Genomic DNA, 21,841 nt, shown 5'->3' with positions numbered 1-21,841 from the left:
CGGCCACTTGGCAAGACCAAATTTCTCACGTGAGTGCGAAATTCCCCTTGGAATAGGGTTGCCGCAGTCAAATTGCCGCGGCTAAGGTGCTTGCAAACGTATGCAACACCGGGTGCGCCGTGGCCGAGATACAGCTGAAGAACGTGCACAAGCGCTGGGGCGATTTCGTCGGCGTGGCGGATTTCAACCTGACCATCGCAGACCGCGAATTCCTGGTGCTGCTGGGACCGTCGGGCTGCGGCAAGACCACGACCATGCGCATGATCGCGGGGCTCGAGGACGTGACCAGCGGCGACATCCTGGTCGACGGGCGGCGGATCAACGACCTCGACCCCAAGGACCGCGACGTGGCCATGGTGTTCCAGTCCTATGCGCTCTACCCGAACATGGATGTTTACGAGAACATCCGCTTCCCTCTGAAAGTGCGCAAGACGAACGAGGCCGACCACGACGCCGCCGTGCGCCGCGCCGCCGAGATGGTCGAGTTGACCGATTTCCTGCATCGCCGCCCCAAGGAGCTTTCGGGCGGCCAGCGCCAGCGCGTGGCGCTGGCCCGTGCCATCGTGCGCACCCCCAACGCGTTCCTGATGGACGAGCCGCTGTCGAACCTCGACGCCAAGCTGCGGGTCAGCACCCGCGCGCAGATCAAGAACCTGTCCCACGAGCTGAAGGTCACCACGATCTACGTCACCCACGACCAGATCGAGGCGATGACGCTGGCCGACCGTGTCGTCGTGATGCAGCGGGGCGTGATCCAGCAGGTGGGCACCCCGACCGAGATCTACGACAACCCGTCCAACACCTTCGTCGCGGGCTTCATCGGCAGCCCGGCCATGAACCTGATGGACGGCACCCTGAAGGACGGCACGTTCGAGGCCGACAAGGTTCGCATACCGGGCCTGACCGGCCCCGATGGCCCGGTGACGCTGGGCTTCCGGGCCGAGGACGCGGCACTGGCCGAGGACGGGCAATTGCGCGCGCCGATCTACTCGCTCGAACTGCTGGGCGAGGCGACGATGGTCACCATGCGCGCGGGCGGCACGCTGGTCTCGGTCAAGGCCGACAAGGACTACCGCGCCGAAATCGGGACCGAGGTGTCGGTGTCGATCCCGCCGGGCATCTGCCACCTGTTCGACCGCGACAGCGGCGAACGGCTGGGGACGAACCGATGAGCAGCCGGGACGCGAGATCGCAGGCCACGCTCGACGCGGTGAAGCGGATGGAGGACGGGCTCGCCGCCGGCGAGAACGACATGACCCGCTATTTCCACGAGGACTTCCTGTGGCGCGGCAACCAGGGTTGCGGCACCAAGCGCGGGGTCGAGGAATTCCGCCGCAACTGGCAACTGCCGCTGCGCGCGGCCTTCACCGACCGCGACTACAGGACCGAGCATTTCATGGCCGACGGCGACTGGGCCGCCTGCTGGGGTCATATCGAGGCCACGCATTCCGGCACCTTCATGGGCATCCCCGCCACCGGCAAACGCGTGAGGATCCCGTACATGGATTTCTGGCGCGTCGAGGACGGGCGCATCGCCGACAACCCCGTCTCGGTCGATTTCGCCGCAGTCTGCGCGCAGCTGGGCCGGGACGTGTTCGACGGCCACGGCTGGGAAGCCTTCGACGAAGGCCGCGCCACACCGTCCGAGCCGGAGTAGACCGATGGAATATCTGAAGACCGCCAAGTCCCAGTCCGAGCGCGCCGATGACGACGCACAGGTGCGCGCCACGGTCGAGACGACCCTGCGCGAGATCGAGACGCGCGGCGATGCCGCCGTGCGCGAGCTGGCGGAAAAGTTCGACAACTACACGCCCGAATCCTTCCGGCTGAGCCAGTCGGACATCGACGCCCTGATGGCCGAGCTGTCCGAACAGGAGTTGCACGACATCAAGTTCGCGCAGGAGCAAGTGCGCAACTTCGCCCAGGCCCAGCGCGACACCATGCTGGATCTCGAGGTCGAGCCGCTGCCGGGCGTGATCCTGGGTCACAAGACCATCCCCGTGCAATCGGTGGGCTGCTACGTGCCCGGCGGCAAGTTCCCCATGGTGGCCAGCGCCCACATGTCCGTGGCCACGGCCAGCGTCGCGGGCGTGCCGCGCATCGTGGCCTGCACCCCGCCCTTCAAGGGCAAGCCCAACCCGGCCGTGATCGCCGCCATGCACCTGGGCGGCGCGCACGAAATCTACGTGCTGGGCGGCATCCAGGCGGTGGGCGCCATGGCGCTGGGGACCGAGACCATCGACCCCGTCCACATGCTGGTGGGTCCCGGCAACGCGTTCGTCGCCGAGGCCAAGCGCCAGCTGTTCGGCCGCGTGGGCATAGACCTATTCGCCGGCCCGACCGAGACGCTGGTCATCGCCGACGAGACCGTCGACGCCGAGATCTGCGCCACCGACCTGCTGGGCCAGGCCGAGCATGGCTACAACTCGCCCGCCGTCCTGCTGACCACCTCGCGCAAGTTGGCCGAGGCGACGCTGGCCGAGATCGACCGCCTGCTGGCGATCCTGCCCACCGCCGACACCGCCAGCGCCTCGTGGCGCGACTACGGCGAGGTGATCGTCTGCGACGACCACGACGAGATGCTGAAGCTGGCCGACGACATCGCGTCCGAGCATGTGCAGGTCATGACCGACCGCGACGATTGGTATCTCGAGAACATGACCTGCTACGGCGCGCTGTTCCTGGGGCCGCGCACCAACGTGGCCAATGGCGACAAGGTGATCGGCACCAATCACACTCTGCCCACGAAGAAGGCCGGGCGCTATACCGGCGGTCTCTGGGTCGGCAAGTTCCTGAAGACCCACAGCTACCAGAAGATCCTGACCGACGAGGCGGCCGCGATGATCGGCGCCTACGGGTCGCGGCTGTGCATGCTGGAAGGGTTCGTCGGCCATGCCGAGCAGTGCAACCTGCGCGTCCGCCGATATGGCGGTCGCAACGTGCCCTACGGCGAGGCCGCGGAATGAGACGCCGCCCGCGAAGTTACACCGCGCTGGAGGATCTGGGCCGCGTGCGGCTGTCGCGCCATTTCTTCCTGCGCGACTTCCTGTTCTCCGAGATCGGGTGCTTCTACGGGCAGGCCAACATCCCCGACGATCCCGACCTGCTGGTCACGGCCGGCACCCGGCTGTGCGTGGAGTTGCTCGACCCGCTGGTCGAGACCTTCGGCCCGATCCACGTGCGGTCGGGCTATCGTTCGCCCGACCTGAACCATTTCGGCGCGACCGAGGTACGGCCGCAGAAATGCTCGCGCAACGAACTGAATTACGGCGGCCACATCTGGGACCGGCGCGACGCGGACGGCGCCATGGGGGCGACCGTCTGCATCGTTGCGCCGTGGTTCGCGGATGGCTACGCGCGGGGGCGCGACTGGCGCGACCTCGCCTGGTGGATCCACGACCACCTGCCCTATTCCGAGCAGCAGTTCTTCCCCAGGCTCGCGGCCCTGAACCTCACCTGGTCCGAGCGGCCGAAGCGCAAGATCGCCAGCTACATCGCGCCGCGCGGCACGCTTCTGGCGGCGGGTGACGCACCGTCCGAACCCACGGCCGCGCGCGCTGCCCGCTATGCCGATTTCCCGCCCTTCCGGGGCATCCAGTACCCGGAGGCCGCATGACCCTGCCCCGCACACCGTCCTTCCGGATCAATGGGCGCCGCGCGCTGGTGGCCGGCGCCTCCTCGGGCATCGGCGAAGGCTGCGCCGTGGCGCTGGCCGAGGCGGGCGCCGAGGTGACGCTGGTCGCCCGCTCGGCCGACAAGCTCGACGCGCTGGCGGCCGAGATGCGGGCCGAGGGCTGGCGGGCCGAGACGCTGCCGCTCGACATCACCGACATCGACGCGACGGCGCGGGCAGTCGCCGGGCGCGGCCCCTTCGACGTCCTGGTGAACTCGGCCGGGCTGGCCCGCCACAGCGCGGCCACCGACACCACGGCGCAGGATTTCGACGCTGTCAGCCAGCTGAACATCCGCGCCGCCTATTTCCTGACGCAGGCCGTGGCGAACGGTCTTCTGGCCGCAGACAAACCGGGCAGCCTCATCAACATCTCGAGCCAGATGGCCCATGTGGGCGGGATCGACCGCGCGGTCTATTGCGCCACCAAGCACGCGGTCGAGGGCTTCACCAAGTCCATGGCGATCGAGTGGGGGCCCAAGGGCATCCGCGTGAACACGATCTGCCCCACCTTCATCCGCACGCCCCTGACCGAACCCACCTTCAGCGACCCCGAGCGGGTGGCCTGGGTGCAGTCCAAGATCAAGCTGGGGCGCGTCGGCACGGTCGAGGACATCATGGGCGCCGTGGTCTACCTGGCGTCTGACGCCGGCGCGCTGGTCACCGGGACATCTCTCCTGGTGGACGGAGGGTGGACGGCGGAATGAACAGCCAGGTCACATCGCTGGACGTGGCCCGGCTGGCGGGCGTCAGCCAGTCGGCGGTCAGCCGCGTGTTCTCGGGCGCCTCGGCCAGCGCGGCCACGGCGCAGAAGGTCCGCCGCGCGGCCGCAGAGCTGGGCTATCGCCCCAATCCCTGGGCCCGGGCGATGATCACCGGGCGGTCGGGCATCATCGGGCTGGTGGTCGCCTATTTCGACAACCCGTTCTACCCGGTCGCGCTGGAACTCCTGTCGCGGGCGCTGAAGGCCGAGGGTTACCGCATCCTCGTCTTCACCGTCGGCAACAGCCCGGCCGAGATCGAAAGCGTCATGGATGAACTGACGGCCTATCGCGTGGACGGGATCATCACCGCGTCGGTGGCGATGACCAACGACCTGACCGACCGCTGCGCGCAGGCAGGCATTCCCATCGTCCTGTTCAACCGCGGGCAGGACGGGGTCGGCCTGTCCTCGGTCACCTCGGCCAACGACGCGGGCGCGCGGCAGGTCGCGCGGTTTCTCGTCGCGGGCGGGCACCAGCGGATCGCCCACGTGGCGGGATGGCAGCAATCCTCGACCGGGCGCGACCGCCTGCTGGGGTTCGAGGCCGGGCTGGCCGAGGCAGGGACGGCGCCGGTCGCCGTGATCGACGGTCTTTACGACCGCGACGCGGCCCGCGCGGCCACGCTGGCGATGATGGACACCGCCACGCCACCCGACGCCATCTTCGTCGGCAACGACCACATGGCCTTCGCCGTGATGGACACGTTGCGCCACGAATTGGGCCTGTCGGTGCCGGGCGACGTTTCGGTCGTCGGCTTCGACGACGTGCCCATGGCCGCCTGGCCCGCCTACGATCTCACCACCGTGCGCCAGCCGGTGCGCCGCATGGTCGATTCCACGGTCGAGACCCTGGTGGCCCAGATCGCCGAGCCCGACCGCGCCCCGCAATCGATCCGGATCGACGCCGCGCTTGTCCTGCGCGGCTCGGCCCGCTGCCCCGAAGGATGGACCGAATGAGCTATTCCGCACAGTTCGCCGATTTTCCCAGCTACATCATCGGCATCACCAAGCAGATCTGGGAAGACCGCGGGATCGAGACGCTGAACCGCTATTACAGCGACGACATCGTCGTGCGCTCGCCCATGGGGATCCAGCGCGGCAACAAGGCGGTGATCGCCTCGACCATGGCGACGGTGCACGAGTTCCCGGACCGGCAGCTTTTCGGCGAGGACGTGATCTGGTCCAACGACCCCGCCCACGGGCACCTGTCGTCGCACCGGCTGATCACCACGGCGACCCATACCCGTGACGGGCAGTTCGGTCCGGCCACCGGCCGCGGCTGGACCGTGCGCGTCATCGCCGACTGCGCCGCGCGGGACGAGACGATCTACGACGAATGGCTGGTGCGCGACTATGGCGGCATCGTCCGCGCCCTGGGGATGGACCCGCGCGCCTATGCGCAAGGCCTGATCGAGGCCGAGGGCGGCCCGGGCAGCGCGACCATGCCGTTCCGGCCCGAGGACGACATCGACGGCGGCTACCACGGGCGCGGCAACGACAACGCCTGGGGCGAGCGATACGCCGCGACCCTGACCCGGATCATGGAGGCCGACTTCGCCCATATCCTCAAGGGCTATGACCGCGCGGTGATCGGCGACTACGCGGGTGGGCTGGCGACGCTGGGCCGCGAGGACGCGACCGGGTTCTGGGTCGGTCTGCGATCGTCCTTCCCCTCGGCCACCTTCACCATCCACCATCAGATCGGGATGGAGGGCGACATGCTGCCCCCGCGCGCCGCGATCCGCTGGTCGCTGGACGGGACCCACGACGGCTGGGGCGCCTTCGGCCGGCCCACCGGCGCGCGCGTCCACGTCATGGGGATGAGCCATGCCGAATACGGGCCCTGGGGCCTTCGGCGCGAATACGGCTACTACGACGAAATCGCGATCTGGAAGCAGATCCTCCTGGCACAGGGATGACGCCATGCGGCATTTCACCGTCCACCTGACCCGGGATTTTCTCGCGCCGCCCGAGACGATCTTCGCGGGCTGGACGAACCCCGACTGGCGCGCCCGCTTCGAGACGCCCGAGGGGTCGGGCATGCGGCACGAAGGGTATGACACCCGCGCCGGCGGCACCGAGATCGTCGCCATCGAGCACGAGGGCACCCGCATCGGCGAGATGATCGACGAGATCCGCGTCTGCGACCCACCCCACCGCCTGCTGGTCCAGGGCCGCGGCGTCTTCGGCGGCGCCTGCCGGATGACCATGCAGACGCTCGTCGAGGTCGAGCCGCACGGTGACGGCACGCGGATGCACTGCACCAGCCAGATCGCCGCGCTCGACGACCAGCCGACCGAGTCGCAGGTGACCGAGGGCTGGGCCACGATGCTCGACCGTTTCGAGACCCTTCTGAACGAGGACGCAACATGACCATTCCGACGACCGTCCGCTACGGCGAACTGATCCCCTGCAAGACCGCTTTCATCGACGCGCACACGCCCGGATCGGACCAGAAGGAGAACTTCACGATCATCGGCGGCGGCGTGAGCGAGTCCGCCGACCAGCACGTGCACATCAACGAACCCCACGGCTTCAACATCGGCGCGGCCGGCCAGCCGCCGCGCTGCCGCAACTCGCTCCATTCCCACCGCACGGCCGAGGTGTTCTTCGTCCTGTCGGGCCGCTGGCGGTTCTTCTGGGGCCGCTGGGGCGACGCGGGCGAGGTGCTGCTGGAACAGGGCGACATCATCAACATTCCCACCGGCATCTTCCGCGGGTTCGAGAACGTGGGCACCGATTACGGGATGATCATGGCGATCCTCGGCGGGGACGACGCGGGCGGCGGCGTCATCTGGGCGCCGCAGGTGATCGAGGACGCGCGCGACCATGGCCTGGTGCTGGGCGAAAACGGCAAGCTCTACGACACGAAGAAGGGCCAGACCCTTCCCGAGGGCGTGAAGCCCATGCCGGTCCTGACCGACGACGAGCTCGGGGCGTTCGAGGAGCTGACGCCGATGCAGGTCGTGGGCTGGGGCGTGCGCCGCTACAACGACATGGCCGCGCTGGCCAAGGACCGCGCCTGCAAGGTGATCGGCGAAACCGGGATCATCCGCGACAAGCCGGGCTTCGAAGTCGACCTGCTGACCCGGTCATCGGCGCGCGAGGAGATGCACCAGCACGACCGGCCGTCGGTCCTGATGCCGGTGCGCGGACACTGGCGGGTGAACTGGCCCGGCGGCTCCGAGGTGATCGCCCCCGGCGACACCATGTCGGTGCCCGCCGACCTGCCCCACAACGCGCTGCCGTCCATGACGGGCGAGGCCGCGCTGTACCACGTGGTCGCCACCGACGACCCTGCGGGACCGTCGATGCGCTGATGACGGCGGCGGGGTACCTGGACAGCCTCGCGCGGCGGACGGGCGCGGTCTACGCGGCCCACGCGCGCGCCTTCGACCGGGACCGGTCGCGGCACGTGGCCGAGGCCGGCTGGCTGCAACGCTTCGCCGCGCCCCTGCCACCCCGCGCCCGCGTGCTCGACCTGGGCTGCGGCACCGGCACGCCCATCACCGGCTGGCTGCGCCGTCGCGGGATGCCGGTCACCGGGATCGACATCGCGCGCCACATGCTGGCCATCGCCCGGCGGCGCGGCCCGGTCGCGCCCCTGCGGTCGGGCGACATGCGCACGTTCGTTCCAAGACAAAAGGTCCACGGCATCGTTTCGTGGAACGGCTTCTTCCACCTGCGCCCGCTGCAGCAGGCACGGTGTTTCCGTCGCCTCGCGCGGCTCCTGCGCCCCGGTGGCCGGCTGATGCTGACCGTCGGCCCGGTGGCCGGCGAAACCACGGGCCGCGTGGCCGGCGAGGCGGTCTACCATGCGAGCCTCTCCCCCCGCACTTACCGGCGGCTGTCCCGGCAGGCGGGCCTGGTGGTCGAGCGATTGACCCTGTCGGACGCGACCTGCGGCGGGCACAGCGTGCTCCTGGCCCGCCGTCGCAGGGGGACGGCATGACCCGGCGCCTAGGGGCAGACACGCGATCCGGCGGAACAATCCCGCGCGCCTGCGCGCTGGTCGGAGACTCAACGCATCCCCGACCGGAGCCCCCATATGCCCGCCTTCCTTATCGGATCGATCGGCGTACTCGCCGAAACCTCGCACCTGCAACGCGACGCCTTCAACCTCGCCTTCCGCGAGGCGGGGCTGGATTGGCACTGGAGCGAGGACGCCTATGCCGCAATGCTGACCAGATCCGGAGGGGCGCAGCGCATCCGCGACTATGCCGACAACCGCGACCAGCGTCTGGACGTGGGCCAGATCCATCGCCGCAAGACCGAGATCTTCTGCGACAAGCTGGCCGAGGGCGTGCCCCTGCGCGAGGGCGTGGCCGAAACGCTGGCCGAGACGCGCGCCGCCGGATGGCGGCTGGGCTTCGTGACCTCGACATCGGCGGCGAATGTCGACTGCGTGCTGGACGCGACGGGCCTGTCGCGCGGCACCTTCGACACCGTCGTGACCCGCGGCGACGTGGTCCAGTCCAAGCCGGCGCCCGATGCCTATTACCGCGCGCTGGCCGCACTCGACTGCACCGCGGACGGATCCATCGCGATCGAGGACAATCGGGACGGCGTGACGGCGGCGAAAGACGCCGGGCTGACCTGTTTCGCCCTTCCGGGCCGGATGCACGCGCAATCGAATTTCGCCCATGCCGACATGGTGCTGGACCGGCTGGCCCCGGCGGTTGCCACACGATCAAGCTAGGCCCCGCGTGGCGGGGCGCAGGAAAAGGACCCCGACCATGACACTTGCCACCCACGTCGGATCGCTGCCGCGCAGCCAGAAGATCGTCGACTTCATTTTCGCCCGCGAACGCGGTGAACCATATGACCCCGCCGATTTCGACGCCGCCATGGCCGAGGGCGTGGATTACGTGGTGCGCCGGCAGGTCGAGGCCGGCATCGACATCGTCAGCGACGGCGAGACCAGCAAGATCAGCTACGCCACCTACGTGAAGGACCGCTATACCGGCTTCGACGGCGACAGCCCCCGCAACGCGCCCGCGGACCTGAAGCGGTTCCCGACCTTCCTCAAGCGCCTGGCCGAAGGTGGCGGCACCCCGAAATACGCCCGTCCCATGTGCGTGGGCGAGGTGAAGTCCAAGGGCCAGGGCGAGCTCGAGAAGGACATCGCCAACCTCAAGGCCGCGATGGACGCGCACGGCGCCACCCGCGGTTTCATGAACGCGGCCAGCCCCGGCGTGATCTCGCTGTTCCTGCAGAACGCGCATTACAAGACGCGCGAGGCCTACCTGGCGGCGCTGGCCGACGCGATGAAGGCGGAATACGAGACCATCGTCGGCGCCGGGCTGGACCTGCAGCTCGACTGCCCCGACCTGGCGCTGTCGCGGCACATGCTGTTCAACGACCTGAGCGACGCGGACTTCGTGAAGGTGGCGCAGTCCCATGTCGAGGCGCTGGCCCACGCGCTGTCGGATGTCGATCCGGCCCGGGTGCGCGTCCATATCTGCTGGGGCAATTACGAGGGCCCCCATGTCTGCGACATCCCCATGGCCAAGATGTTCGACACGCTGATGTCGGTGCCCGCGCGCTATGTGCTGTTCGAGACGTCGAACCCCCGCCACGGCCACGAATGGTCGGTCTTCCGCGACCGCAAGGCCGATATCCCCGACGACAAGGTGCTGGTGCCCGGCGTTGTCGACACTACCACCAACTTCGTCGAGCATCCCGAACTGGTGGCCGAGCGCACCCGCCGCTTCGTCGATATCGTCGGGGCCGAACGGGTCATCGCCGGCAGCGATTGCGGGTTCGGCACCTTCGCCGGCTTCGGCGCGGTGGATCCGGAAATCGCCTGGGCCAAGCTCGCCTCGCTGGCCGAGGGCGCCCACGCGGCCTGATCGACGGCGCCGGGTTCGCAGCCCGGCGCCGCGCCACTCAGCCGATCGCGTCCTTCAGCGCGTGATACGACGCCTTCGGGATTCGCTCCTGGGTGTCGTAATCCACGTAGACGATCCCGAACCGCTTGTCGTAGCCGAAGGACCACTCGTAGTTGTCCAGCAGCGACCAGGCGTAGTAGCCGCGCACCGGGGTGCCCTCGCCGATTGAACGCAGGACCGATTTCAGGTGATCGTCGAAGTACCGCACGCGCACCGGGTCCTCGACCGCGCCGTCATCGAGGTGGTCGTCCCCCGCCATGCCGTTCTCGGTCACGATCAGTGGTGTGTCCTGCGTGTACTCACGCGCGATGCGGCTCAGCATGTCGCCCAGGCCCCCGGGGTAGATCTCCCACCCCATGTCGGTCTTGGGCAGCGGGCCCGGCACGTCCTCGAAAGCGGGCCAGACGGCGCCCGGCAGATCGCGCAGGGTGGTGCGGGTGTAGTAGTTCACGCCCAGCCAGTCGATGGGCGCCGAGATCGCCGCCATGTCGTCCTGCCAGTCCGCGGGCATGTGCGCGCCCAGCCCCTCGAGGATGTCGTCCGGATACTGACCCTTGGTGATCGCCTCGAGGAACCAGCGATTGTGGATCCCGTCGAACCGGCGCGCGGCGTCGGTGTCGGCGTCGGTGTCCGGCTTGGGCCAGGCGAAGTTCAGGACGATGCCCGCGTCGGCCGTCGAGCCGCTGTCGCGGATTGCCTTCATGCCTTCCGCGTGGGCGAGGGTGATGTGGTGCATCGCGCGCGTCGCGGTGCGGATGTTGCGCACCCCCGGCGCGTGAAGCCCCAGGAAATGCGACAGCCACGCGACGCACCACGGCTCGTTGATGGTGGCCACGGCCTGCACCCGGTCGCCCAGCCGGTCCATCACCGCGCGGGCGTAATCGCCGAAGGCCAGCGCGGTGTCGCGGTTCGACCAGCCGCCCCGGTCGGCGAACACCTCGGGCAGTTCCCAGTGATAAAGCGTCAGCGACGGCTTCAGCCCGCGTGCCAGCGTCTCGTCCACCAGCTTGTCGTAGAAGACCAGCCCCTCTTCGCTGACCGTGCGCCCGTCGGGCATCACACGGGTCCAGGCGGACGAGAACCGGTAGGTATCGAAATTCCCGTCCTTCACCAGGTCGAGGTCGGTGGCATAGCGGTTGTAGTGGTCGCAAGCCACATCGCCGTTCTCGCCGTTCGCCACGTTGCCCAGCGTCGCGGCGTAGCTGTCCCAGTGGGACCGGCCCACGGTGCCGTTCCGCGTGCCCTCGATCTGGTAGGCGGCGGTGGCGACGCCGAACTCGAAACCTTCGGGGAAGTCTTTCCGGGACATCGACAGCGGCATGGGGACCCTCCAATTTGCGGCGTGCCCCACACCTGCAGCCCGGACGCCGCTTGTCAACGCGGTCCCGTCCCCGCTTCATCTTTCCGCAAATACCTCCGGGGGTGTGGGGGCTGGCCCCCACCGCGGCCGGGTCAGGCGACCATCTGTTCCGCCTTCTTCAGGTCGACCGAGACCAGCTGCGACACGCCCTGCTCGCCCATGGTCACCCCGAACAGCCTGTCCATCCGCGCCATGGTCACCGCGTGGTGGGTGATGATCAGGAACCGCGTCTCGGTTTGGCGGGTCATCTCGTCCAGCATGTCGCAGAACCGCGTCACGTTGGCGTCGTCCAGCGGCGCGTCGACCTCGTCCAGCACGCAGATCGGCGCGGGGTTCGCAAGGAACACGGCAAAGATCAGCGCCATGGCGGTCAGTGTCTGCTCGCCCCCCGACAGAAGCGACAGGGTCGACAGCCGCTTGCCCGGCGGGCAGCACAGGATCTCGAGACCGGCGTCCAGCGGGTCGTCGGATTCGACCAGTTCCAGCCGCGCCTCGCCGCCGCCAAAAAGGTGCGTGAACAGCATGGCGAAGTTGCCGTTCACCTGCTCGAACGCGGTCAGCAGACGCTCGCGCCCCTCGCGGTTCAACCCGGCGATGCCCTTGCGCAGCTCGGCGATGGCGGCCTCGAGATCGGCCTTCTCGTTGACCAGCGCCGCGTGCTCGGTCTCGACCTCGCGCGCGTCCTCCTCGGCCCGGAGGTTCACCGCGCCCAACCCGTCGCGCTGGCGGCGCAGCTTGGCGAGCTCTTCCTCGACCGCGTCCGCCGCGGGCAGCTCGTCCGGGCCGGTGTCGAGCGTGTCGCGCAGCTGATCCGGCGTGCGCTCCAGCACTTCCTCGATGCGGGCTTCGGCGGCCTGGACGGTTTCGCGCGCCGCGTCACGCCGGGCCTCGGCGCTGGCGCGGGCCTCGCGGGCGGTGCCGGCGGCGCGCTCGGCGTCCCGCTCGGCCTGGGCGGCGTCGCGCAGAACCGTCTCGCCCTCGGCCAGCGCGTCGGACGATGCCTTGCGCCGCGCCTCGGCCGCCTCGATCCCGCTGGCCAGCTCGGATCGCTTGGCGGCCAGCGTCTCGGGAACCGCGCGGGCCTCGGCCAGCTCGGCCTTGGTCTCGGCGTGGCGACGCTCGACCTCGGACAGGCGGGCGCCAGCGTTCTCCAGCCGGTTGCGCCAGCCGCCCAGGTCCTTGTCGATGGCGGCCAGCCGCCGGGCGCGATCCTCGCCTTCGCGCTTCAGCTCGTCATGGGCGGACCGGCGCGCCATCATGGTCATGCGCGCGGCCTCGACCGTCATCTTCACGTCCTCGACGCGGGCGCGCTGCTGGGACAGGTCGGCAAGGCCCTCGAGGGCGCGCTCGGCCTCTGTCACCGCGCGCCGTGCCGCCATCGCCTCGTCGTCGTGACGGGTCACGGCCAGGCGCGCGGTCTCGAGCTTGCCCTCGGCGAAGGTCCGGTCGGCCTCGGCCCGGCTCAGGCGACGGCCCAGGTCGGCCACCCGCGCGTCGGCCTCGCGCCGGGCCTGCCGCGCGTCGCGGTCGGCGGCGGTCAACTGGTCCAGCCGTTCGCGCAGGGCGTCGTGGGCCGCCTTGGCCTCGGCCGCGCGCGACTGCAGCGCCGCCAGGTCCTTGCGCAGCCCTTCGAGCCGGTTCACCTGCTGGAGCCGCAGCGCCGCCGCCGACGGCGCATCGGCCGCCGCCGTGACGTATCCGTCCCAACGCCAAAGGTCCCCGGCCGTGCTGACCAGCCGCTGTCCCGGCGCCAGCCGCGGCTGCAGCCGCGCCGCGTCCTCGGGCGCGACAACGCCGACCTGAGCCAGCCGGCGCCGCAGCACGTCTGGCATGCGGACGTGGTCGGACAGGGGCGCAGCGCCGTCGGGCAGGGCCTGCGGCGCGGGATAGTCGGGCAGCGCGTGCCAGCCCGAGCCCTGCGTGACCACCGGCGCGCGCAGGTCGTCGGCCAGCGCCGCGCCCAGCGCCGCCTCGAAACCGGGATCGACCGACAGGCTGTCCATCACCTGCCCGCCCTCGGCCGTGTCGCGGGCCACGAGCTTCTCCAGCGCGGCCGCCTCGGCGCCCAGCGCGCCCAGCTCGCCCTCGATCTCGGACCGGGCGGCACGGGCATCGGATTCCTGGGCCTGCAACTTGGCGCGGGCGTCCTCGGCGGCGGCCAGCGCGGCTTCGGCCCGGGCGGCAAGGGCTTGCGCCGCATCCTGCTCGGCGGCCGCCTCCTCCTGGGCCCCGTGGGCATTCTCCAGCGCCGCCTCGGCCTCGGCGACCGAACCGCGCGCGGCCTCGGCCCCGCGTTCGGCCCGCTCCAGCGTTTTGCGCCCGTCGGCCACCATGCGCTCGGCCGACTGGTGTCGGGCCGCCAGCCGGGCCACGTCCTCGGTCAATTGCGCCAGGGCGGCCTCGCGTTCGGACAGGACGGCACCCGCTGAACGCGCCTCCTCGGCCGCCCCGGCGAGGTCGCCTTCGAAGCCGTCCGCCGCGCGGACCAGCTCGGCGCGTTCCTGCTCCAGCTGCGCGATGCTGTCGCCCGCGTCGGCGTTCAGCGCGCGCTCGCGCTCGGCGTCGCGGGACAGTTGGTCGAGCCGTTTCGACAGGGTTTCGATCGTGCTGTCGGCGCGGCGGATCTGCTCGTCCAGCGTGCCACGCTCGACGCCCAGCCGCTGCACCAGCGCGGCGGCGATGGCGTCCTCCTCGCGCAGCGGCGGCAGGGCGGTCTCGGCGGCTTCGCGGGCGCGGGCGGCCGCGACCGCGGCGCGTTCGGCGCGCGCGGCCTCGGTCACGTGGCCCGACAGCGCGGCCTCGGCCTCGGCCCGCGCGGCGTCGGCATCGCGCCAGCGTATATAGAGAAGCAGCCCCTCGGCCTGCCGCAACCGCGCGCCGATCTCGCGGTACCGTGCGGCCTGTTTCGCCTGTCGGGCCAGCTGTGCCAGCTGCGCCGCCAGGTTCTCGATCACGTCATCGACCCGGGTCAGGTTGGATTCGGCCCCCTTCAGCTTCAGCTCCGCCTCGTGCCGCCGCTGGTAGAGGCCCGAGATGCCAGCCGCCTCTTCCAGGATCCGGCGGCGCGCGGTGGGCTTGGCGTTGATCAGCTCGGAAATCTGGCCCTGCCGGACCAGCGCGGGCGAATGCGCGCCGGTCGAGGCATCGGCGAACAGCATCTGCACGTCGCGCGCGCGCACGTCCTTGCCCGCCGCCTTGTAGGCCGAGCCCGCGTCGCGGGTGATGCGGCGCACGATCTCGATCTGGTCGTGCTCGTTGAAGGCGGCGGGCGCCAGCCGGTCGGCGTTGTCGATATGCAGGGAAACTTCGGCGAAATTGCGCGCCGGCCGGCTGGAGGCGCCGGCGAAGATCACGTCTTCCATCCCGCCGCCGCGCATGGCCGTCGGGCGGTTCTCGCCCATCACCCAGCGCAGCGCCTCGAGCAGGTTCGACTTGCCGCAACCATTGGGCCCGACCACGCCGGTCAGCCCGTCGTGGATGACCAGGTCGGTCGGGTCCACGAAGGATTTGAAGCCATTGAGTCGAAGTCGGGTAAATCGCATGGGAGATCCGGTCCGGCGGGAATCGGGGCCAGTGTCCGGGCCAGGGGGCTGGGCTGTCAAGCAAGAGCCCCAAAATCCGCCGAGCGTTTGCAGCTTATCCACAAGATATGGGGGCCGCGTCCAGATATGCAGGCGCCGTACCCAAGCGACGCGCCGCAAGACCGACCGCGCCCGCGAATGCTGCAATAGAAGAAAATTCACCGGGCTTAACAGATGGATAGCAAAAAGCGCTGCTCCGCCCGCCCGCCATTAAGACACGCTTAACCATCCGGCACGCACAGTCCTCGTGCAATTGACGGAGCCAGGACGGTCTTGGATTTATTCCCTTCCATCACCCCCCTCACCCCACCCCACTCCGAGGAAGAATGGCTCGACTGGCTCCGTCTCTTGCGCTCACGCCGGGTGGGCGTCAGCACCTTTTTCCGCCTCATGACCGAACACGGAAGCGCCGCCGCGGCACTGGACGGGCTGCCGGCCATCGCCACGGCCGCCGGTGTGTCGGACTATGCGCCCGTCGGCCGCGACAGCGCCGCGGACGAGCTGCGGCGCGGCCGTCTCGCCGGTGCGCGACTGATCGCCTGGGGCAGTGACGCGTATCCCCCTGCGCTGGCCGACATCCCCGACCCGCCACCCCTGCTCTGGGCACTGGGCCGACCCGCGATGATGGCACAGGCCACCGTGGCCATGGTCGGCGCGCGCAACGCGTCGTCGCTGGGGCTGCGCATGGCGCGGTCGATGGCCGACGGGCTGGGGCGCGAGGGCATCGTGACCGTTTCCGGCCTCGCCCGTGGCATCGATACCGAGGTTCACAAGGCCACGCTGGCCACCGGGACGATCGCCGTGATGGCCGGCGGGGTGGACGTGGTCTATCCGCCCGAGAACGCGGTGCTGGCACGCGAGATCGAGGAGCATGGCCTGATCCTGTCGGAACAGCCCATCGGCCTGAAGCCGCAGGCGCGGCACTTCCCGCGCCGCAACCGGTTGATCGCGGGCCTGTCGCGCGGCGTTCTGGTCGTCGAGGCGGCGGCGAAATCGGGCAGTCTCATCACCGCGCGCGACGCCCTGGACCAGGGCCGCGAGGTCTGGGCGGTGCCCGGCCACCCGTTCGACGCCCGCGCCGCCGGCTGCAACATGCTGATCCGGGACGGCGCCACGCTGGTACGCGGTCCACGTGATATTGCCGAAGCGCTGGCTGCCTTGCCCGCGCAAAGCGTGGCGGCGGCGGTACCGGCCGATGAAGACGCGCGCAGGACCACGGACCCCGTTGTGGCGGGGGCGACAGCGGTGGATCGGAACGCCCGGGCTCAGACAGAACAATCCAACACGGAGGAGGCGCCACGATCCGCATCGAATGGCTCCGGTGCCGACGAGCGCGCGACTGCGGATCCTGATCGCTCTGAACGGGCGATCTCCCCGGCAGCGACGGGAAAGGCAACATCGGAAGACACGGCACCGCGACCGGACGCCTCGCTGGGTGCTCAGCAAGCTGATCGGAAGGCGAAACACGCTCGCACCGCCGCGGAGATACCGCAAAACCGGCCGGCGCCGAGAAGCCTGTCCGAGACCGCGGCCCTCCACCAGCAGATCCTCGACCGGCTGGGGCCGTCACCCACCTCGGAGGATCAGCTCATCCGCGATCTCGGCCAATCCACGTCGCGCGTCACCGCCGAGATCGTGACCCTGGAACTCGACGGTCGCATCCTGCGGCAACCCGGCGGGCTGCTGAGCCGGGTCTGACCGACCAGGGCCAAGGTGCCCGTTCAGCGAATAATGGTTTCGGCGCGTAAACGAAACGGCGCAGGGCAACAGGCTCTCCAGTCAATGGGCGCGCGAGCCGCGAGGTCGTACAAGCCATAATCGGCGTGCAGCGGGCACCGGCCATGGCGACGGAGCAGGTCTGAAAGAGCGACCTCCGACAGGCGCGCAGGCCATCGGCGTCGAGTGGCTCTATATGAGCCGGTTTATCGATCCTTCGAGGCCGACCATGAACCACCTTGCGGCCAAAGCTTGCATACGCGCGCCTGCGGCATGGCGCGAGGTCGCCTGACCCGCCGGGCTGAACGCCCCGGTCGCTCAGGCCATTTGCGTGCCCCAACACGCGAGGCCCCGGGGACCCGCGATCGCAGTGACAAACTGGGCCGAAAAGATGCGGTTCGCAGGAGGGCCGCGGCCTGTCGGCGAAGCTCAAACGCTGCCGCCCCGCAATCCCCTTCGGACCCTCCCGGTCCTCCGCCGCCCGGCCGCCGCACACTGGATTGCGACTTGCGCCGCGCCGCCCCCGGGCCTAGGCCGATTGACAAGCCGTGGGCCGACCCCACATTTTGCGCCGCCACATCCCGCGTTGCGTGAGCAAGGAAATTTCATGCCGGTCGTCGTCGTCGAATCGCCTGCCAAGGCCAAGACCATCAACAAGTATCTCGGTCCCGATTACACCGTGCTGGCCTCGTACGGGCACGTTCGCGACCTGCCGCCGAAGGATGGATCCGTCGACCCCGAGCACGATTTCGACATGAAGTGGGAGATCGCGAGCGACAGCAAGAAGCACGTCAAGGCGATCGCCGACGCGCTGAAGGACGACAACGCGCTGATCCTCGCCACCGACCCCGACCGCGAGGGCGAGGCGATCAGCTGGCACCTCCAGGAGGCGCTGAAGAACCGCAAGGCCATCAAGAAGGACACGCCCGTCAGCCGGGTGGTCTTCAATGCGATCACCAAGTCCGCGGTGACCGAGGCGATGAAGAACCCGCGCCAGGTGCACGAGCCGCTGGTCGAGGCGTATCTTGCCCGCCGGGCGCTCGACTATCTCGTGGGCTTCAATCTCAGCCCCGTGCTCTGGCGCAAGCTGCCCGGCGCGAAATCGGCGGGCCGGGTGCAGTCGGTCTGCCTGCGCCTGATCGTCGAGCGCGAGATGGAGATCGAGGCGTTCCGGCCGCGCGAATACTGGCAGGTGAAGGCCCTTCTCACGACGCCCCGCGGCCAGGATTTCGAAGCGCGCCTCACGACCCTCGCCGGCAACAAGCTGGACCGCTTCAGCCTGCAGAACGAGACGCAGGCCGAAATGGCCGTGCAGGCGGTGACGTCGCGCAAGCTCAAGATCGACTCGGTCGAGGCGAAGCCCACGACCCGCAACCCCGCGCCCCCCTTCATGACCTCGACCCTGCAGCAGGAAGCCAGCCGCAAGTTCGGCATGGGCGCGCGCGCCTGCATGTCGACGGCGCAGCGGCTGTACGAGGCCGGGCACATCACCTACATGCGGACCGACGGCATCGACATGGCACCCGAGGCCGTGACCGGCGCGCGCGACGCCATCGCCCAGCGCTATGGCAAGGACTACGTGCCCGGCAGCCCGCGCATCTACAAGAACAAGGCGAAGAACGCGCAGGAAGCGCACGAATGCATCCGGCCCACCGACATGACCAAGTCGGTGGACGATCTGGACATCCGCGACGGCGACCAGCGCAAGCTTTACGACCTGATCTGGAAGCGGACGCTGGCCAGCCAGATGGAAGCCGCCAAGATGGAGCGCACGACCGTCGACATCGCCGATTCCGACCGCCAGGTCGTGCTGCGCGCCACCGGCCAGGTCGTCACGTTCGACGGTTTCCTGCGCGTCTACGAGGAAGGCCGCGACGACGTCACCGACGAGGATGACAAGCGCCTGCCTCAGATCATGGAGGGCGAGACCGCCGCGTTCTCGAATACCGGCCTGCAGGGCGATTTCGCCAAGGCCGACAAGCGCGATGACGTGGTCGCGGACGAGGCCCAGGGCATGCGAAAAAACGGCAGCGCGGTTCTGTCCGAGAACGCCGCCGTGCTCGCAACCCAGAGCTTCACCCAGCCGCCGCCGCGCTATACCGAGGCGACGCTGGTGAAGCGGATGGAGGAGCTCGGGATCGGGCGGCCGTCGACCTACGCGTCGATCGTCACCACGATCCAGGACCGCGAGTATGTCCGCAAGGATGGCAACCGGCTGATCCCCGAGGACAAGGGCCGGCTGGTGATCGCCTTCCTCGAGAACTATTTCCGCCGCTACCTCGAATACGACTTCACCGCAGACCTCGAAGACCAGCTCGACCACGTGAGCGCGGGTGACCAGGACTGGAAGGATCTGCTGTCGCGGTTCTGGCGCGATTTCTCGGCCGCCATCGCCGAGACGTCCGAACTGCGCATCACCGACGTGCTGGAGAAGATCAACGAGGTGCTGGAGCCGCACCTGTTCCCGCCGAACCCCGATGGCAGCGATCCGCGCCTGTGCCCCAATTGCGGGGCCGGTCGGCTTTCGATGCGCACCGCGCGGTCGGGCGGGGCGTTCATCGGCTGCTCGAACTATCCCGAATGCCGCTACACCCGGCCCTTCGGCCCGCCCGACCCCGAGGCCGAGAAATCGGCGATCCCGCCCGAGGGCAAGCTGCTGGGCGAGGATCAGGGCGACGAGATCCGCGTCTTCAAGGGCCGGTTCGGCCCCTACGTCCAGCGCGGCGAGGTGACCGAAGAGAACAAGAAGCCACCGCGCCAGTCGGTGCCGAAGGACTGGCCCCCGGAAGAGCTCGAGCTCGAGCGCGCCGTCATGCTGCTGTCGCTCCCGCGCGAGATCGGGCCGCACCCCGAGGATGGCGTGACCGTCTGGGCCAATATCGGCCGCTACGGCCCCTACCTCAAACACGCCGAAAGCACGTCGGACCGGGGCGGCACCAACGCCAACCTGGAAACGCTCGACGATGTCTGGACCGTGGGCATGAACCGCGCCGTGCAGCTTCTGGCCGAAAAGAAGGCCAGCCGCGGCGGGCGCGGCCAGGCGGCGGCGCCCCTGCGCGAGCTGGGCGAGCATCCGCAGGCCGGCGGTCCCGTGAACGTGATGAAGGGCAAGTACGGCCCCTACGTGAAATGGGAGAAGATCAACGCGACCATCCCCGACACGATGGACCCCGAGGACATCACCATCGACCAGGCCGTGGTCCTGATCGAGGAACGCGCGGCAAAGTCCGGCAAGGAGCTGACCCGCGCCAAGAAGGCGGCGCCGAAGAAGTCCACGGCCAAGAAGACGACGGCGAAGAAGGCCGCGCCGAAGAAAGCCGCGTCCAAGGCCAAGAAGGACTGAGCCATCGCCGCGCGGGCGGTCCCGCGCGGTGGTTTGACACACCATCGCCCGCGCTGCATACCTTCGGGCAATCGGGGTGTCCGCGCCCCCGCATCGCACGAGGTATCCCATGAAAAAGGTCTATGGATCGGCGGCCGAAGCGCTCGACGGTCTTCTTCACGACGGCATGTTCATCGCGGCGGGCGGCTTCGGTCTCTGCGGCATTCCCGAGCTTCTGCTGGCCGCCATCCGCGACGCGGGCACGAAGGATCTGACCTTCGCGTCCAATAACGCGGGCGTCGACGATTTCGGCATCGGCATCCTGCTGCAGACCAAGCAGGTCAAGAAGATGATCAGCTCGTACGTGGGCGAGAACAAGGAATTCATGCGCCAGTACCTGTCGGGCGAGCTGGAGCTCGAGTTCAACCCGCAGGGCACCCTGGCCGAGCGCATGCGCGCCGGCGGCAGCGGCATCCCGGGTTTCTACACCAAAACCGGCGTCGGCACCCAGATCGCCGAGGGGAAAGAGCACAAGGACTTCCCCACCGGCCCCGACGGCGCGAACGAGACCTATATCATGGAGCGCGGCATCGTCGCCGATTTGTCCATCGTGAAGGCGTGGAAGGCCGACGACACCGGCAACCTCGTGTTCCGCAAGACCGCCCGCAACTTCAACCCGCCCGCCGCCATGTGCGGCAAGGTCTGCGTGGCGGAAGTCGAGGAAATCGTCCCGCGCGGCAGTCTCGACCCCGACACCATCCACCTGCCCGGCATCTACGTGCATCGCGTCATCCAGGGCGAGCACGAGAAGCGGATCGAACAACGCACCGTGAGGGAGAAAGCCTGATGCCCTGGGACCGCAACCAGATGGCCGCCCGCGCGGCGGAAGAGCTTGAAGACGGCATGTACGTGAACCTCGGCATCGGGATCCCGACGCTGGTCGCCAACTACGTGGGCGACAAGGACATCACGCTGCAATCCGAGAACGGCATGCTGGGCATGGGCCCCTTCCCCATCGACGGCGAAGAGGACCCCGACCTGATCAACGCCGGCAAGCAGACCATCACCGAACTGCCGCGCACCAGCTATTTCGACAGCGCCACCAGCTTCGGCATGATCCGCGGCGGCAAGATCGCGGCCGCCATCCTCGGCGCGATGGAAGTGGCCGAGAACGGCGACCTGGCGAACTGGATGATCCCCGGCAAGCTGGTCAAGGGCATGGGCGGCGCGATGGACCTGGTCGCCGGTGTCGGCAAGGTCGTCGTGGTCATGGACCACCAGAACAAGGCGGGCGAGTCGAAGCTTCTGAAGGAATGCACCCTGCCGCTGACCGGCACGGGCGTGGTCGACCGCATCATCACCAATCTCGGCGTGCTCGACGTGGTCGAGGGCGGCCTGAAGATCGTGGAATGCGCCGACGGCGTGACCGAGGAGCAGATCCGCGACGCCACCGAAGCGACCATCGTCTGATGCGTCTTGCGCCGCCGCCGGGCCCCGACCTTCGCGGGCTGGCGGCGGCGCGGCGCGTGGCCGACGGC

General features: G+C 69.1%; 18 protein-coding genes. 16 read left to right on the top strand and 2 right to left on the bottom strand.

Annotated elements, in window-relative coordinates; translation table 11 throughout:
* The first annotated feature begins 119 nt into the window (after positions 1-119).
* From BUB76_RS06745 to BUB76_RS06690, 12 genes are all read left to right on the top strand, one after another.
* A complete protein-coding gene (locus BUB76_RS06745) occupies positions 120-1,172 on the top strand; it encodes an ABC transporter ATP-binding protein (protein WP_073127985.1) in 1,053 nt (350 codons plus the stop codon).
* Positions 1,169-1,657, top strand: a complete 489-nt coding sequence (locus BUB76_RS06740; RefSeq protein WP_073127984.1) for an ester cyclase — start codon at positions 1,169-1,171, stop codon at positions 1,655-1,657. The genes BUB76_RS06745 and BUB76_RS06740 overlap by 4 nt, the downstream gene beginning before the upstream one ends.
* 4 nt (positions 1,658-1,661) lie before the next feature.
* Positions 1,662-2,966, top strand: a complete 1,305-nt coding sequence (hisD, locus tag BUB76_RS06735) for a histidinol dehydrogenase (protein ID WP_073127983.1) — start codon at positions 1,662-1,664, stop codon at positions 2,964-2,966.
* Entirely contained in the window at positions 2,963-3,616 is a 654-nt protein-coding gene (locus BUB76_RS06730) for a hypothetical protein (RefSeq protein ID WP_073127982.1), read from the top strand. Before hisD ends, BUB76_RS06730 begins: the two co-directional genes overlap by 4 nt.
* The gene (locus tag BUB76_RS06725; RefSeq protein ID WP_073127981.1) at positions 3,613-4,377 is read left to right on the top strand and encodes an SDR family NAD(P)-dependent oxidoreductase; all 765 of its coding nucleotides are present in this window, start codon (positions 3,613-3,615) and stop codon (positions 4,375-4,377) included. Before BUB76_RS06730 ends, BUB76_RS06725 begins: the two co-directional genes overlap by 4 nt.
* Positions 4,374-5,390, top strand: coding sequence for a LacI family DNA-binding transcriptional regulator (locus BUB76_RS06720; RefSeq protein ID WP_073127980.1), 1,017 nt, complete (start codon positions 4,374-4,376; stop codon positions 5,388-5,390). Before BUB76_RS06725 ends, BUB76_RS06720 begins: the two co-directional genes overlap by 4 nt.
* The gene (locus BUB76_RS06715; RefSeq protein ID WP_139250799.1) at positions 5,378-6,352 is read left to right on the top strand and encodes a nuclear transport factor 2 family protein; all 975 of its coding nucleotides are present in this window, start codon (positions 5,378-5,380) and stop codon (positions 6,350-6,352) included. Before BUB76_RS06720 ends, BUB76_RS06715 begins: the two co-directional genes overlap by 13 nt.
* Positions 6,353-6,356: 4 nt before the next feature.
* Positions 6,357-6,806 carry an SRPBCC family protein gene (locus tag BUB76_RS06710; protein WP_073127978.1) on the top strand — a complete coding sequence of 150 codons (450 nt, stop codon included), beginning with the start codon at positions 6,357-6,359 and terminating at the stop codon, positions 6,804-6,806.
* Positions 6,803-7,753 carry a cupin domain-containing protein gene (locus BUB76_RS06705; RefSeq protein ID WP_073127977.1) on the top strand — a complete coding sequence of 317 codons (951 nt, stop codon included), beginning with the start codon at positions 6,803-6,805 and terminating at the stop codon, positions 7,751-7,753. Before BUB76_RS06710 ends, BUB76_RS06705 begins: the two co-directional genes overlap by 4 nt.
* Complete coding sequence (locus BUB76_RS06700) at positions 7,753-8,385, top strand: class I SAM-dependent DNA methyltransferase (RefSeq protein WP_073127976.1); 633 nt, start codon at positions 7,753-7,755, stop codon at positions 8,383-8,385. The genes BUB76_RS06705 and BUB76_RS06700 overlap by 1 nt, the downstream gene beginning before the upstream one ends.
* Before the next feature lie 96 nt (positions 8,386-8,481).
* Positions 8,482-9,132 (top strand): HAD family hydrolase, encoded by a 651-nt coding sequence (locus BUB76_RS06695; protein WP_073127975.1) that lies wholly within the window; start codon positions 8,482-8,484, stop codon positions 9,130-9,132.
* 37 nt (positions 9,133-9,169) lie between these two features.
* The gene (locus BUB76_RS06690; protein WP_073127974.1) at positions 9,170-10,285 is read left to right on the top strand and encodes a cobalamin-independent methionine synthase II family protein; all 1,116 of its coding nucleotides are present in this window, start codon (positions 9,170-9,172) and stop codon (positions 10,283-10,285) included.
* A 37-nt stretch (positions 10,286-10,322) separates the two neighbouring features.
* Here BUB76_RS06690 and BUB76_RS06685 read toward each other — a convergent pair whose 3' ends face one another.
* On the bottom strand, positions 10,323-11,633 hold the full coding sequence (locus tag BUB76_RS06685) for a GH1 family beta-glucosidase (protein ID WP_308417666.1): 1,311 nt from the start codon (positions 11,631-11,633) through the stop codon (positions 10,323-10,325).
* Between the two features lie 143 nt (positions 11,634-11,776).
* Entirely contained in the window at positions 11,777-15,226 is a 3,450-nt protein-coding gene (smc, locus tag BUB76_RS06680; RefSeq protein WP_073127972.1) for a chromosome segregation protein SMC, read from the bottom strand.
* A 330-nt stretch (positions 15,227-15,556) separates the two neighbouring features.
* On the opposite strand from smc, the gene dprA reads away from it, so the two are divergent.
* From dprA to BUB76_RS06660, 4 genes are all read left to right on the top strand, one after another.
* Positions 15,557-16,963, top strand: coding sequence for a DNA-processing protein DprA (gene dprA / locus BUB76_RS18130; RefSeq protein WP_373280047.1), 1,407 nt, complete (start codon positions 15,557-15,559; stop codon positions 16,961-16,963).
* Between the two features lie 625 nt (positions 16,964-17,588).
* Positions 17,589-20,324 (top strand): type I DNA topoisomerase, encoded by a 2,736-nt coding sequence (gene topA, locus BUB76_RS06670; RefSeq protein WP_073127970.1) that lies wholly within the window; start codon positions 17,589-17,591, stop codon positions 20,322-20,324.
* Positions 20,325-20,433: 109 nt separating this feature from the next.
* A complete protein-coding gene (locus BUB76_RS06665; RefSeq protein WP_073127969.1) occupies positions 20,434-21,150 on the top strand; it encodes a CoA transferase subunit A in 717 nt (238 codons plus the stop codon).
* The gene (locus BUB76_RS06660) at positions 21,150-21,773 is read left to right on the top strand and encodes a 3-oxoacid CoA-transferase subunit B (RefSeq protein WP_073127968.1); all 624 of its coding nucleotides are present in this window, start codon (positions 21,150-21,152) and stop codon (positions 21,771-21,773) included. The genes BUB76_RS06665 and BUB76_RS06660 overlap by 1 nt, the downstream gene beginning before the upstream one ends.
* Positions 21,774-21,841 lie beyond the last annotated feature (68 nt).

This window comes from Palleronia salina (genome assembly GCF_900141995.1).
Taxonomy (GTDB): Bacteria; Pseudomonadota; Alphaproteobacteria; order Rhodobacterales; family Rhodobacteraceae; genus Palleronia; species Palleronia salina.
The sequence above is the reverse complement of the archived record's forward strand: the minus strand, read 5'-3'. Positions and strand labels throughout refer to the sequence as shown.

Excerpts from the sequence above, each read along its gene's own strand:
- BUB76_RS06740 (WP_073127984.1), top strand. The coding sequence starts at position 1,169 with ATGAGCAGCCGGGACGCGAGATCGCAGGCCACGCTCGACGCGGTGAAG.
- hisD (WP_073127983.1), top strand. The coding sequence starts at position 1,662 with ATGGAATATCTGAAGACCGCCAAGTCCCAGTCCGAGCGCGCCGATGAC.
- BUB76_RS06730 (WP_073127982.1), top strand. The coding sequence starts at position 2,963 with ATGAGACGCCGCCCGCGAAGTTACACCGCGCTGGAGGATCTGGGCCGC.
- BUB76_RS06725 (WP_073127981.1), top strand. The coding sequence starts at position 3,613 with ATGACCCTGCCCCGCACACCGTCCTTCCGGATCAATGGGCGCCGCGCG.
- BUB76_RS06720 (WP_073127980.1), top strand. The coding sequence starts at position 4,374 with ATGAACAGCCAGGTCACATCGCTGGACGTGGCCCGGCTGGCGGGCGTC.
- BUB76_RS06715 (WP_139250799.1), top strand. The coding sequence starts at position 5,378 with ATGGACCGAATGAGCTATTCCGCACAGTTCGCCGATTTTCCCAGCTAC.
- BUB76_RS06710 (WP_073127978.1), top strand. The coding sequence starts at position 6,357 with ATGCGGCATTTCACCGTCCACCTGACCCGGGATTTTCTCGCGCCGCCC.
- BUB76_RS06705 (WP_073127977.1), top strand. The coding sequence starts at position 6,803 with ATGACCATTCCGACGACCGTCCGCTACGGCGAACTGATCCCCTGCAAG.
- BUB76_RS06700 (WP_073127976.1), top strand. The coding sequence starts at position 7,753 with ATGACGGCGGCGGGGTACCTGGACAGCCTCGCGCGGCGGACGGGCGCG.
- BUB76_RS06695 (WP_073127975.1), top strand. The coding sequence starts at position 8,482 with ATGCCCGCCTTCCTTATCGGATCGATCGGCGTACTCGCCGAAACCTCG.
- BUB76_RS06690 (WP_073127974.1), top strand. The coding sequence starts at position 9,170 with ATGACACTTGCCACCCACGTCGGATCGCTGCCGCGCAGCCAGAAGATC.
- BUB76_RS06685 (WP_308417666.1), bottom strand. The coding sequence starts at position 11,633 with ATGTCCCGGAAAGACTTCCCCGAAGGTTTCGAGTTCGGCGTCGCCACC.
- smc (WP_073127972.1), bottom strand. The coding sequence starts at position 15,226 with ATGCGATTTACCCGACTTCGACTCAATGGCTTCAAATCCTTCGTGGAC.
- topA (WP_073127970.1), top strand. The coding sequence starts at position 17,589 with ATGCCGGTCGTCGTCGTCGAATCGCCTGCCAAGGCCAAGACCATCAAC.
- BUB76_RS06665 (WP_073127969.1), top strand. The coding sequence starts at position 20,434 with ATGAAAAAGGTCTATGGATCGGCGGCCGAAGCGCTCGACGGTCTTCTT.
- BUB76_RS06660 (WP_073127968.1), top strand. The coding sequence starts at position 21,150 with ATGCCCTGGGACCGCAACCAGATGGCCGCCCGCGCGGCGGAAGAGCTT.